We start from the raw sequence: 12,544 nt of genomic DNA on the forward strand, positions 1-12,544 counted from the left end.
TTCGCCGAAACGGGCCGCTCCGACGGTCCTGACACCCTCGATGTCATCCAGGGTTCTCGACGTCGTCGAGGCGCGGGATGACACTCAGGTGTGCGTTTCACCGGTCGAATCAGGCAGGCTTTCGAAGACCCCGCAGCAAATCCGCCAGAACCTCCGCCTCGTCGAGCGCCAGCATCACCGGCAGTGTCGCGACCGGCATGTCCGCCGGGAGGCGCACCCGGTCCTTCTCGGTCGTCACCAGGAGGAGGTCCCGGCCCGCCGCCTCGGCCGTGAGGGCCTGCACCTCCGCCGCCGTGAAGGCGTGGTGGTCGGGGAAGGGGCGGGCCTCGCGCAGGTCGGCCCCGAGATCGCGCAGGGTCGCGAAGAATTTTTCCGGCCGGCCGATTCCCGCGAAGGCCAGGACCGGACGACCGCGCAGGGCCGCGGCCGCGTGCCGGTCCGGCACGAGACGGCCATGCAGGGCCGGCAGTCCGCGTCGTCGAGCCTCCGCCAGGATCCGCTCCCCGGATGCGCCCTCGCCGATCGCCAGGGCGGCGTGGATGCGCGGCCATTGCACCGAGGCCTGCGCCCGCAACGGGCCCGCCGGGAAGACCAGCCCGTTGCCGAGGCCGACCGCGCCGTCGAACACCGCCAGCGCCAGATCCTTGGCGAGGCTCGGGTTCTGCAGCCCGTCATCCATCACCACCACGTCGGCGCCGGCCGCGCGGCAGGCCGCGGCCCCCGCAACCCGGTCGCGGGCGACGATGACCGGGGCGGCGCGGGCGAGCAGCAGCGGCTCGTCGCCGACCTCCGCCGCGCCGTGCCGGGCCGGATCGACCCGCACCGGGCCGGCGAGGCGCCCGCCATAGCCCCGGCTGAGGAAGGCCGGGCGCCGGCCGAGTTCGCGGAGCAGGGCCGCCACCGCCAGCGCGGTCGGGGTCTTGCCTGCGCCGCCGAGGGTGAAGTTGCCGATGCAGACCACCGGGCAGGCCGCCGCCGCGCCGCCTTTCGCCATCCGGCGGGCGGCGAGCGCGCCGTAGGCCGCACCGAGCGGCGCGAGCAGCCGGGCGGCGGGCGTCGGCGCCTCGCGCCACCAGAAGCCCGGCGGTGCCCTCACGGGGCGAACCGCCCGGCGATCTTGAGCTGGCAGATGAAGGGTTCGAGGGCCGCCATCGCCCGATCCGTGGCGCCTCCGGCCGACTCGATCGCCGCCGCGCCGGACCGGGCCATCGCCCGGCGGCCGGCGGCGTCGCCCAGGAGCGCGTCGAGCGTCGCCGTCAGCTCCTGCCCATCCCGCACCGGCCGGGCGCCGCCGGCGCGCTGGAGGGTGGCGTAGACCTGGGCGAAGTTGCGCACGTGCGGGCCGTACAGGATCGCGGCGCCGAGCCGCGCCGGCTCGATCGGGTTCTGGCCGCCGTGGCGGGCGAGGGAGCCGCCGACGAAGACGAGCGGGCACAGCCGGTAGAACAGGCCGAGCTCGCCCACCGTGTCGGCGACGTAGAGGTCGACCTTGTCGTGCGGCTGCCCGCCCGCCGCCCGCCGCCCGACCCTGAGGCCCGCCGCCATCGCCTCGGCGGCCACGCCCGGCCCGCGATCGGGATGGCGCGGCACGACGATGGTGAGCAGGCCCGGATGCCGGCGCGCCAGCGCCTTGTGGGCGGAGGCGGCCGCCGCCTCCTCGCCGGGATGGGTCGAGGCGGCGAGCCAGACCGGGCGCTCGCCGATCACGTCGGCGAGCCGGCGCAGCTGCTCGGGATCGGCCGGCGGGGGGCCGGCATCGAATTTCAGGTTGCCGCCGGCCACGACCCGCGGCGCGCCGAGGCGGGCGAAGCGCTCGGCCTCCTCCTGGCTCTGGGCGAGGCAGAGCGCGATGCGCGACAGGATCGCCCGGGCCACCGCCGGGGTGCGCCCCCAGCCGCGGGCCGAGCGCTCGGACATCCGGCCGTTCACCAGGATCAGCGGTACCTCGCGCGCGTCCAGCGCCAGGATGGTGTTGGGCCACAATTCCGATTCGGCGACCAGCGCCAGGTCGGGCCGCCAATGGTCGAGGAAGCGGGCGAGGTAGCGCGGCGCGTCGAGGGGGGCGAACTGGTGCAGGGCGCCGCCGGGCAGGCGGCGCGCCAGCAGCTCCGCCGAGGTGCGGGTGCCCGAGGTGACCAGCACCGTGAAGCCGCGCCGGGTCAGGCGCTCGACGAGGCCGAGCAGCGACAGGGCCTCGCCGATGCTGGCGCCGTGGGCCCAGACCAGGGGCCCGGCGGGCCGCGGCTTGCCCGGCCGTCCGGTGCGCTCGGGCAGGCGGACCGGATCCTCCTTGCCGCGCCGCCGCCGCCAGGCCAGCAGGCCGGCGAGCGCCGGCTCGCCGGCGATCAGCCCGTAATGGTAGGCGCGCAGCAGCGCCGGGACGCCCTCGCGGGTCATCGCGCGGCCTTCGCCCCGTGGGCGGGTTTCTCCTTGCGGGTATGCACCGGATCGACCCGGCCGACCTGCGCGAAGGCGCGGGCATGGACCGCGTTGAGGCCGGTCTCGATGCGCAGGCGCGCCGCCTCGATCCCCGCCGCATCGAGGTCGCGCGGGACCGCGATCGGCTCGCCGAAGGCCATCACGCCGCGGCCGAAGGGCAGGCCGAGGCTCGCCCGGTCCCAGCTGTCGAACTGCAGGTGGCGGCTCGTTACCACGGCGGTCGGCACGACGGGGCGGCCGGACAGCCGCGCCAGCATCACGATGCCCTCGCCGCAACGCCGCGACACCTTCGGCACGTCGGCGCTGAACGCCACCGTCTCGCCGTCCTCCAGCGCCTTGAGGCAGCCGCGCAGGGCCGACACCCCGCCCTTCGCCCACATCTCGCTCGGCCGCCGGGCGCCGGAGCCGCGGATCACCCGCACGCCCATGCGCTCGAGCACCGCGGTGTTCACCCCGCCGTCGACCGAGCGCGACACCATGGTGGCGGCCCGGTCCTGCGGCCGGCGCACGAACGGCACCATCAGGTGCTGGCCGTGCCACATGGCGATGATGAACGGCCGCAGCGGCGACAGCCAGTCATAGGCCTCGGGCGGATCGAGGCTGAAGCGGTTGGTGCGCCGCACCAGCTTCAGGTAGCCCGCGCCGAGGGCGCCGAGACTCTCCTGGGCGGCCCGGCTGCGGGCGATGCGGGTGACGACGCTCATGCGGGCACTTCGTGCGGGCCTTTCGTGGACGGGACACGCGGGAAGAGGGACGCGGCGGTTTCGCCCCAGACGAGGCGCGCGGCCCCCCGCGAATCCGGGCGCCGTCATGCTCCGTTCGAGCCCGCGAGGCAACCGCCGGCAGGGGGCGAGGACCGGCGGCGATGTGTGGTGCCGCACGCGCCCCGGGGAGCGGCGGGATCCCCGCGCGGCAGGGGAGCGACAGAGGCCAGCCGCCAGCCGATGCCTGCGCCGGGTCCATCCCCGTGTGGGCAGGGGAGCCGGACCATTGTAGCCCCGGGCGAAGGCCGATCAGAGTCTATCCCCGCATGTGCGGGGAAGCCTTCACCGCCTCGCGGAGGGTGTCGACGTCGTGCGGTCGATCCCCGCGCATGCGCGGGGGAGCCCGCTACCGCCTGAAGAAGCCCGCCGTGCGCTCGGGTCGATCCCCGCATGCGCGGGGGAGCCAGATCCTTCCCAGTCCAGGCGTGGAAGTGGGCGGGTCGATCCCCGCATGCGCGGGGGAGCCTCGACGTAGGTCGAGGTCGGTGAGCCGACGGTGGGTCGATCCCCGCATGCGCGGGGGAGCCGAGGGCGAGTGCGACGGCGACCCGATCGAAGGGGGGCGATCCCCGCATGCGCGGGGGAGCCGAGAGGGAATCGGCGAGCGATGAGCGGAAAGACGGTCGATCCCCGCATGCGCGGGGGAGCCACCAGCGCCGCGATGTCGCCGAGGGTGCTCAGGGGTCGATCCCCGCATGCGCGGGGGAGCCCACCAATGCCAACAGCGGCGTGAACATCGGCGGGGTCGATCCCCGCATGCGCGGGGGAGCCCTCCCCCTCCGTCCATCCCGCTAACCACGAGGCGGTCGATCCCCGCATGCGCGGGGGAGCCGAGCCATGCGAACCCGGCCGCGCCTACCCGCCGGGTCGATCCCCGCATGCGCGGGGGAGCCCAGGATTGCCAGCAGGCTGGCCGCCATCGTCGGGGTCGATCCCCGCATGCGCGGGGGAGCGTCTGCACCCACGGACGCGAGAAGTCCTGCTCAAGGTCGATCCCCGCATGCGCGGGGGAGCCAAGGCGATGGCGGCCCGCCGTGTGGCGGAGCAGGGTCGATCCCCGCATGCGCGGGGGAGCCAAGGCGATGGCGGCCCGCCGTGTGGCGGAGCAGGGTCGATCCCCGCATGCGCGGGGGAGCCGCCAGTACACCCAACCGTCCGGCGTCAACATCGGGTCGATCCCCGCATGCGCGGGGGAGCCTAAAGGACAGACGAGAACGGATTGTTGTTCTGGGGTCGATCCCCGCATGCGCGGGGGAGCCCGCATCGATCGCGAGCGCGGCTTCTGGTACTCGGGTCGATCCCCGCATGCGCGGGGGAGCCGCCTCGAATACGATCCGGGGACCATGGGCCAAAGGTCGATCCCCGCATGCGCGGGGGAGCCTCATTGGCCACCGTCGGCCCCCGCCACGGCCACGGTCGATCCCCGCATGCGCGGGGGAGCCCATCGGGGTGAACTCGAACGGGAGATTGGAGAAGGGTCGATCCTCGCATGCGCGGGGGAGCCACCCCGTAGACCTGGGCCATGGTGTAGAAGGCGGGTCGATCCCCGCATGCGCGGGGGAGCCACCAGCTTCTCGCGATCGGCCGGGGCCGCTGCGGGTCGATCCCCGCATGCGCGGGGGAGCCTTCGCCGTTGGCATCTATCTCGGCTATCTCGACGGTCGATCCCCGCATGCGCGGGGGAGCCGTCGGCCGTCAGCTTGTCGTTGTCGCGAACGAGGGGTCGATCCCCGCATGCGCGGGGGAGCCCCTGGCTCTCGGCACGTCATCTTCCGCTTCCGGGGTCGATCCCCGCATGCGCGGGGGAGCCGCGCCGGCCGTCCTGACGATCCGCCGCTGTCAAGGTCGATCCCCGCATGCGCGGGGGAGCCGGACCCGCCCGACGCCTCGGCGCGAGGGGAGGCGGTCGATCCCCGCATGCGCGGGGGAGCCACCAATCGGCCACGCTCGCTAGCCTGCTGCGCGGGTCGATCCCCGCATGCGCGGGGGAGCCTTCGTGGTCTTGGACGAGAGGTCCATGACCGAGGGTCGATCCCCGCATGCGCGGGGGAGCCGAGATCGAGCGGATGACGCAGCGGCTGCAAGGGGGTCGATCCCCGCATGCGCGGGGGAGCCAACATCGCGCTGGGCCACGCACGCAACGCCCAGGGTCGATCCCCGCATGCGCGGGGGAGCCCCATCGGGCCGGATCGGGCCGCTCCGGAGGGAAGGTCGATCCCCGCATGCGCGGGGGAGCCTCTACCAGCTAAGTAGCTGGTACCGTTCACGATGTCAAAGAACGACGTCAACGCAGGGCTGAAAACCCGACACCTCTCCACGCCAGAATGCCGGACCGGAGCGCCGTCGTCGAGGGGGCGCACCCGGCCGGGCGGCAGCCGGCCGGCCCCAACCGAGAACGAGCCCTTGTTTGGAATAACTCAAATATATAGATTGGATCCATTCCAAACAGGAGCGTGCCCGTGAAGGCCCTGACCGATCTCACCGAGCGCGAGGTTCTCGCGCTGGCCATCGCCAGCGAGGAGGAGGACTCCCGCATCTATCGCAGCTTCGCCGACAGCCTGCGGGCCGAGCTGCCGGGCTCGGCCGGGCTGTTCGAGGCGATGGCCGACGAGGAGCGGGGGCACCGCGACGACCTCTACGCCGCCTATCGCGCGCGCTTCGGCGAGCACCTGCCGCCGGTGCGGCGGGAGGACGTGAGGGGGTTCTCGCGGCGCCGGGCCGTCTGGTGGCAGGGGCTCGATGCCGGGCGGATGCGGCGGGAGGCGCAGGCCATGGAAGCGCAGGCCGCCGGCTTCTACGAGCGGGCGGCGGAGCTCACCCGCGATCTCGGGGTGCGCCAGCTCTTCGTGCGGCTCGCCGAGATCGAGCGCGGCCACGGCCGCCGGGCCGAGGCGCTGACCGCCGAGCAGGAGAGCGGCGACGCCGCCGACGAGGAGGCCCGCGCCGCCCACCGCCTGTTCGTGCTGCGCTACGTGCAGCCGGGGCTCGCCGGGCTGATCGACGGCTCGGTCTCGACGCTGGCGCCGCTCTTCGCCGCCGCCTTCGCCACGCACAACAACTGGCAGACCTTCCTCGTCGGCCTCGCGGCCTCGATCGGTGCCGGGATCAGCATGGGCTTCACCGAGGCCCTGTCCGACGACGGCAGCATCACCGGGCGCGGCTCGCCCTGGCTGCGCGGCCTCGTCTGCGGCCTCATGACGACGGTCGGGGGGCTCGGCCACACGCTGCCCTACCTGATGCCGGATTCCTGGTCGAACGCCTTCGCGGTCGCGACTATCCTCGCCGCCCTGGTGGTGGCGGTGGAGCTGCTCGCCATCTCGGCCATCCGCACCCGCTACATGGACACGCCGTTCTGGCGCGCCGCCCTGCAGGTGGTGCTCGGAGGGGTGATGGTGCTCATCGCCGGCGTCGCGATCGGGAGCGCGTGAGCCGTGCGGCACCGTGCGCGGGGGGCGGCGGCGAAAGCCGCTCCCGCCACCTTGAAAATGGTCTAGAAACGGCGGGCGAGGGCACCGAAGAATCGCCCCCTCAAGAATCCGTCCCCGAGGAACCGCCGTGCAGACCAGCTTCACCCCCGCGCAGCTCGCCGACCCGGCCATGGCCGCCTCGGAGAAGATCCTGCGCACCTGCGTGCATTGCGGCTTCTGCACCGCCACCTGCCCGACCTATCTGCTGCTGGGCGACGAGCTCGATTCGCCGCGCGGGCGCATCTACCTGATCAAGGACATGCTGGAGGGGGGCAAGCCCGCGAGCCCCGAGGTGGTCAAGCACGTCGACCGCTGCCTGTCCTGCCTGTCCTGCATGACCACCTGCCCGTCGGGGGTGCATTACATGCACCTCGTCGACCATGCCCGCGCACATATCGAGAAGACCTATTCCCGCCCGGCGGAGGACCGGTTCCTGCGGGCGGTGCTGGCGCGGGTCCTGCCCTACCCGAACCGCTTCCGCCTGGCGCTGCTCGGCGCCACCCTCGGCCGGCCGTTCCGCGGCCTCGCCGCCAGGATGCCGAAGGTCGGCAACCGGCTCGCCGCGATGCTCGACCTGGCGCCGGGCGCGCTGCCGACCCGCTCGGCGCACGACAAGCCCGGCCGTTTCCCGCCCGCCGGCCCGCGCCGGGGCCGGGTGGCGCTCCTGCGCGGCTGCGCCCAGAGCGTGTTGCGGCCGGACTTCAACGAGGCGGCGATCCGGCTGCTCAACCGCCACGGCGTCGAGGTGGTGCAGGCCAGGGGCGAGGGCTGCTGCGGCGCGCTCACCCACCATATGGGCCACGAGGAGTCCTCGCACGCCCTGGCCCGGCGCACCATCGACGCCTGGATCGCCGAGATGGACGGCGAGGGGCTCGACGCGATCGTGGTCACGGCCTCGGGCTGCGGCACCACGATCAAGGATTACGGCTTCATGTTCCGCGACGACCCGGCCTATGCGCAGAAGGCCGCCCGGGTGGCGGGGATCGCCCGCGACGTCACCGAGTACGTGACGGGCCTCGGCCTGACCGAGCCGGTCGTCGAGACCGACCTCGTCGTCGCCTACCATTCCGCCTGCTCGATGCAGCACGGCCAGGGCCTGCGCACCGAGCCGAAGGCGCTGCTGGCGCGGGCCGGCTTCACCGTGAAGGACGTACCCGAAGGCCATATCTGCTGCGGCTCGGCCGGCACCTACAACATCCTGCAGCCGGAACTGGCCGCACACCTGCGCGCCCGCAAGGTCGCCAACATCGAGCGCGTGCGGCCCGACGTGATCGCCACCGGCAATATCGGCTGCGCCACCCAGATCGGGAAGGGCACCGCCATCCCGATCGTCCACACGGTGGAACTGCTCGACTGGGCCACCGGCGGCCCGCGCCCGGCGGCCCTCGACGGCGTGCCCGACCGGCGTCCGGCGCTGGCGGCGGCAGAGTAGGAGCGGTTCGATTCGAGACGAGGGCGCGGGTCTTCCTCTCTCCCCCCCCGCGGGGCGAGGGGGGAAGACCTGCGCCGGTGCCGAGAGGCCTGCCGCCCCTTACTCGATCCCGAGCTTCGCCTTCAGCAGCGCGTTCACTGCCGCCGGATTGGCCTTGCCGCCGGTGGCCTTCATGGTCTGGCCGACGAACCAGCCGAGCAGGGTGGGCTTCGCCTTGGCCTGCTCGACCTTGTCGGGATTCGCCGCGATGATCTGGTCGATCGCCGCCTCGATCGCGCCGGTATCGGTCACCTGGCGCAGGCCCCGGCTCTCGACGATCTGGCGCGGCTCGCCGCCCTCGCTCCAGACGATCTCGAACACGTCCTTGGCGATCTTGCCCGAGATGGTGCCGTCGCCGATGAGATCGACGATCGCACCGAGCCGGGCTGCCGAGACCGGGCTGTCCTCGATGCCCTTGCCCTCCTTGTTCAGGCGGCCGAACAGCTCGTTGATGACCCAGTTCGCCGCGATCTTGCCGTCGCGGCCCTTGGCCACCGCCTCGAAATAGTCGGCGGAGGCGCGCTCGGCCACCAGCACCGTCGCGTCGTAGGGCGAGAGGCCGTAAGCCTCGATGAAGCGGGCCTTCTTGGCGTCGGGCAGCTCCGGCAGGCCGGCGGCCAGCCCATCGACGAAGGCCTGGTCGAATTCGAGTGGCAGCAGGTCCGGGTCGGGGAAGTAGCGGTAATCGTGCGCCTCTTCCTTCGAGCGCATCGACCGCGTCTCGCCCTTGGTCGGGTCGAACAGGCGGGTCTCCTGGTCGATCGTGCCGCCATCCTCGATGATGGCGATCTGGCGCCGCGCCTCGACCTCGATCGCCTGGCCGATGAAGCGGATCGAGTTGACGTTCTTGATCTCGCAGCGGGTGCCGAAGGGGTCGCCGACCTTGCGCACCGAGACGTTCACGTCGGCGCGCAGGTTGCCCTTCTCCATGTCGCCGTCGCAGGTGCCGAGGTAGCGCAGGATGGTGCGCAGCTTCGTCACGTAGGCCTTGGCCTCCTCCGACGAGCGCAGGTCGGGCTTCGAGACGATCTCCATCAGCGCCACGCCCGACCGGTTGAGGTCGACGAAGCTCATCGTCGGGGACTGGTCGTGCAGCGACTTGCCGGCATCCTGCTCCAGGTGCAGGCGCTCGATTCCGACCCGGATGCTCTCGCCGTCGGGGAGATCCACCAGCACCTCGCCCTCGCCGACGATCGGGCTCTTGTACTGGCTGATCTGGTAGCCCTGGGGCAGGTCCGGGTAGAAGTAGTTCTTCCGGTCGAACACCGAGCGGTGGTTGATCTGCGCCTTGAGGCCCAAGCCCGTGCGCACCGCCTGCGCAACGCATTCGCGGTTGATCACCGGCAGCATGCCGGGCATCGCGGCGTCGACCAGCGAGACGTTGTCGTTCGGCTCGGCCCCGAAGGCGGTCGGCGCGCCGGAAAACAGCTTCGAGCGGCTGGTGACCTGGGCATGGATCTCCATGCCGATCACCACCTCCCAGTCGCCCAGCGCGCCCTTGATCAGCTTCTTGGGGTTCACGGGAGCGTTCATGAGGGTCTCGGTCTCTCGCACGACTTTCCCCCTCTCCCGCAGGAGAGAGGAGTGAGGATGCGCCTAGTAGGAAGGGTCGTGCGCGCCGGTCAAGCGCGTCAAGCGCGCGGCGCGAAGGTCCGCCGGGCGGTGTAGCCGACGATCGCGTAGATCAGCGCCGCGCCGGTGCGGACGGGGAAGAAGGTCGGGAGTTCCCGCCCGATCGGCGCCGGCCAGGGCACCCCGATCCCGGTCAGCACCCACGACACCAGCACCGAGGCGACGAGCGCCATCATGGCGACGAGCACGACCTTGCCGAACTGGTCCGCCTTCCAGCCGAGAAACAGCGCGAGCCCGATCAGCACCGGGTCGAACGCCGCCATGATCCAGACATCGGGCGGATAATAGGGGACGGTCGGGTGGTTCACGCCCACCACGCCTGCGGCAGGGCGATGCGGCCCGCCGCCTCCTCGATCACCTGGCCGGCGGCGAACAGCGTCTCCTCGTCGAAGGGACGGCCGATCAGCTGGAGGCCGAGCGGCAGGCCCTGCCCGTCGAGCCCCGCCGGCACCGCCAGGCCGGGAAGACCCGCCATGTTCACCGTCACGGTGAACACGTCGAGGAGGTACATCTCCACCGGGTCGGCCTTCGCCTTCTCGCCGAAGCCGAAGGCGGCGGACGGGGTGGTGGGGGTCAGGATCGCGTCGACGCCCGAGGCGTAGACCTGTTCGAAGTCGCGCTTGATCAGGGTGCGGATCTTCTGCGCCCGGACGTAATAGGCGTCGTAATAGCCGGCCGAGAGCACGTAGGTGCCGATCATGATCCGGCGCTTGACCTCGCGGCCGAAGCCGGCGGCGCGGGTGCCCTCGTACATCCCGACGATGTCCTTCGCCGGCACACGCAGGCCGTAGCGGACGCCGTCGTAGCGGGCGAGGTTCGAGGAGGCCTCGGCCGGCGCCACGATGTAATAGGCCGGGAGAGCGTATTTCGTGTGCGGGAGCGAGACCTCGACCACCTTGGCGCCGGCATCGCGCAGCCAGTCGGCACCCTGCTGCCACAGCCGCTCGATCTCGGCCGGCATCCCGTCGACCCGGTATTCCTTCGGGATGCCGATGGTCAGGCCCTTGACGCCACGGTTCACCGCCGCCTCGAAATCGGGCACGGGCAGGTTCACCGAGGTGGTGTCCTTGTCGTCGTGGCCGGACATCGAGGTCAGCAGGATCGCGGTGTCGCGCACCGTGCGGGCGATGGGCCCAGCCTGGTCGAGGGACGACGCGAAGGCGACGGTGCCCCAGCGCGAGCAGCGGCCGTAGGTCGGCTTGATCCCGACCGTGCCGGTGAAGGCCGCCGGCTGGCGGATCGAGCCGCCGGTATCCGTCGCGGTGGCGCCGAGGCACAGGCGGGCCGCGACCGCGGCGGCCGAGCCGCCCGACGAGCCGCCGGGCACCAGCCTGGTGTCGGACCTCGTCCCGCCGGCACCTTGGCGCCGCCATGGGGAGATCACCGGGCCGTAGGCGCTGGTCTCGTTCGACGAGCCCATGGCGAACTCGTCGAGGTTGAGCTTGCCGAGCATCACCGCGCCGTCGCGCCACAGGTTGTGGGTGACGGTCGATTCATAGTGCGGCTGGAAGCCTTCCAGGATCTTCGAGCCCGCCGTGGTGGTGACCCCGTGGGTGCAGAACAGGTCCTTGATGCCGAGCGGCAGGCCCTCGAGCGGCCGGGCCTCGCCGGCGGCCAGCTTCTGGTCGGCGACGTCGGCCATGGCGAGCGCCCGGTCGGGCGTCTCGAGCAGGTAGGCGTTGAGCACGCGTGCCTTCTCGATCGCCGCGATATGGGCCTGCGTCAGCTCGCGGGCGGAGAAGTCCTTCGCCCGCAGTCCGTCGCGGGCCTGCGCCAGGGTGAGGTCGGTCAGCTCTGCCGGCTTGGTGCTCACGGTCGTCTCGTCCTGTCGGGGCCGTCAGGGCCGCCATGGGTGCGCGTTCGTCGGTCGTCCAGGTCGATTACTCGACGACCTTCGGCACCACGAAATAATTGTCCTCGGTCAGCGGCGCGTTGAACACGATCTCGCGGGCGTGCCCGCCATCGGTGATCACGTCCTCGCGGCTCTTCATCGCCATCGGGGTCACCGAGGTCATCGGCTCGACGCCGGACACGTCGACCGCGTCGAGCTGCTCGACGAAGGACAGGATGGCATTCAGCTCGTCCTGGAGCGGCGCCACCTCGTCGTCGGTGACCGCGATCCGCGCCAGATGCGCGATGCGCCGGACCGTCTTGGCGTCGACCGACATGAGCACTCCGTTCGGACAGGCGGGGGACCGGGCTTCCAGCGGCCCGCGGCCGGGCCACGGCCGCCGGGGGCTATAGCACCGGCCTTCGCGCTGCCGCAACGGGCGGGGCGCTCAGGCCGCCGGCATCCGCTGGGCCAGGGCCGCGATAGCGTGGGCCCGGGTGCTCGGCACCTCGATCATCACCGCCCGCGGCTTGAAGTGCCGGCGCGCCTCCATGCCGCCGGTATAGAGCACCGCGGCGGCGGTCAGCAGCATCAGCTTGTGCTTGCGCGGCATCCGCGTGGCCGCGGCCGTGGGCACCTTCGAGGCGGGCACCTGCGGGGCGGGGGCCTGTGCGGGCGCGGTCCGCAGCATCCGTCGGCCGATCGCCAGGATCGCCTCGGCCGGCACCCGTCGGCGGGGCGGCGCGTCCGCCTCGGCGAAACGGCCGGCGGCGGCGGGCAGCCGGCCGCGCAGAGGGCTCACCGTGCCGTCGAGATCGACGGTCATCCAGCCCTGGTCGCGCGGGGCCGGATCCCGCTCGGCGGGGGCCTGCCCCTGACGGCCGCCGGCGAGCGAGAAGGGAAGGATGACGGCAGCCACGGCGACCTCGTTCACGGGAGA

The 12,544-nt window shown here is 72.5% G+C and carries 10 protein-coding genes; 2 read left to right on the top strand and 8 right to left on the bottom strand.

From position 1 onward, the window contains the following. Window positions 1-109 precede the first annotated feature (109 nt). Genes lpxK through G4G93_RS18535 form a run of 3 tightly spaced genes read right to left on the bottom strand, consistent with a single transcriptional unit; the run spans window position 110 to window position 3,143 of the window. The gene (lpxK, locus tag G4G93_RS18525; RefSeq protein ID WP_165086193.1) at window positions 110-1,096 is read right to left on the bottom strand and encodes a tetraacyldisaccharide 4'-kinase; all 987 of its coding nucleotides are present in this window, start codon (window positions 1,094-1,096) and stop codon (window positions 110-112) included. Continuing rightward, on the bottom strand, window positions 1,093-2,397 hold the full coding sequence (locus tag G4G93_RS18530) for a 3-deoxy-D-manno-octulosonic acid transferase (RefSeq protein WP_165086194.1): 1,305 nt from the start codon (window positions 2,395-2,397) through the stop codon (window positions 1,093-1,095). The genes lpxK and G4G93_RS18530 overlap by 4 nt, the downstream gene beginning before the upstream one ends. Next, a complete protein-coding gene (locus G4G93_RS18535) occupies window positions 2,394-3,143 on the bottom strand; it encodes a lysophospholipid acyltransferase family protein (protein ID WP_165086195.1) in 750 nt (249 codons plus the stop codon). The genes G4G93_RS18530 and G4G93_RS18535 overlap by 4 nt, the downstream gene beginning before the upstream one ends. A gap of 2,519 nt (window positions 3,144-5,662) precedes the next feature. Between G4G93_RS18535 and mbfA the strand changes: the two genes are divergently transcribed. Both mbfA and glcF read left to right on the top strand, forming a co-directional pair. Continuing rightward, window positions 5,663-6,631 carry an iron exporter MbfA gene (gene mbfA / locus G4G93_RS18540; RefSeq protein WP_165086196.1) on the top strand — a complete coding sequence of 323 codons (969 nt, stop codon included), beginning with the start codon at window positions 5,663-5,665 and terminating at the stop codon, window positions 6,629-6,631. 127 nt (window positions 6,632-6,758) lie between these two features. Then, a complete protein-coding gene (glcF, locus tag G4G93_RS18545) occupies window positions 6,759-8,102 on the top strand; it encodes a glycolate oxidase subunit GlcF (RefSeq protein WP_165086197.1) in 1,344 nt (447 codons plus the stop codon). Between the two features lie 99 nt (window positions 8,103-8,201). Here the strand turns inward: glcF and gatB are convergent, their stop codons facing one another. The 5 genes from gatB to G4G93_RS18570 form a co-directional block, all read right to left on the bottom strand. Then, complete coding sequence (gene gatB, locus G4G93_RS18550; RefSeq protein WP_165086198.1) at window positions 8,202-9,674, bottom strand: Asp-tRNA(Asn)/Glu-tRNA(Gln) amidotransferase subunit GatB; 1,473 nt, start codon at window positions 9,672-9,674, stop codon at window positions 8,202-8,204. Between the two features lie 98 nt (window positions 9,675-9,772). Continuing rightward, a complete protein-coding gene (locus tag G4G93_RS18555; protein WP_165086355.1) occupies window positions 9,773-10,036 on the bottom strand; it encodes a hypothetical protein in 264 nt (87 codons plus the stop codon). A 41-nt stretch (window positions 10,037-10,077) separates the two neighbouring features. Then, the gene (gene gatA, locus G4G93_RS18560) at window positions 10,078-11,586 is read right to left on the bottom strand and encodes an Asp-tRNA(Asn)/Glu-tRNA(Gln) amidotransferase subunit GatA (protein WP_165086199.1); all 1,509 of its coding nucleotides are present in this window, start codon (window positions 11,584-11,586) and stop codon (window positions 10,078-10,080) included. A gap of 67 nt (window positions 11,587-11,653) precedes the next feature. Further along, window positions 11,654-11,941, bottom strand: coding sequence for an Asp-tRNA(Asn)/Glu-tRNA(Gln) amidotransferase subunit GatC (gene gatC / locus G4G93_RS18565; RefSeq protein ID WP_093568433.1), 288 nt, complete (start codon window positions 11,939-11,941; stop codon window positions 11,654-11,656). A gap of 111 nt (window positions 11,942-12,052) precedes the next feature. Next, window positions 12,053-12,523: a hypothetical protein gene (locus tag G4G93_RS18570; protein ID WP_165086200.1), complete on the bottom strand. Its 471-nt coding sequence runs from the start codon at window positions 12,521-12,523 to the stop codon at window positions 12,053-12,055. Between the last annotated feature and the right edge of the window lie 21 nt (window positions 12,524-12,544).

This window comes from Methylobacterium sp. DB0501, from assembly GCF_011043735.1.
GTDB classification, from domain to species: Bacteria; Pseudomonadota; Alphaproteobacteria; order Rhizobiales; family Beijerinckiaceae; genus Methylobacterium; species Methylobacterium alsaeris.

Coding starts and splice junctions, on each gene's coding strand:
- G4G93_RS18530 (WP_165086194.1), bottom strand. CDS start 2,397: ATGACCCGCGAGGGCGTCCCGGCGCTGCTGCGCGCCTACCATTACGGG.
- G4G93_RS18535 (WP_165086195.1), bottom strand. CDS start 3,143: ATGAGCGTCGTCACCCGCATCGCCCGCAGCCGGGCCGCCCAGGAGAGT.
- gatB (WP_165086198.1), bottom strand. CDS start 9,674: ATGAACGCTCCCGTGAACCCCAAGAAGCTGATCAAGGGCGCGCTGGGC.
- G4G93_RS18555 (WP_165086355.1), bottom strand. CDS start 10,036: ATGGCGGCGTTCGACCCGGTGCTGATCGGGCTCGCGCTGTTTCTCGGC.
- gatC (WP_093568433.1), bottom strand. CDS start 11,941: ATGTCGGTCGACGCCAAGACGGTCCGGCGCATCGCGCATCTGGCGCGG.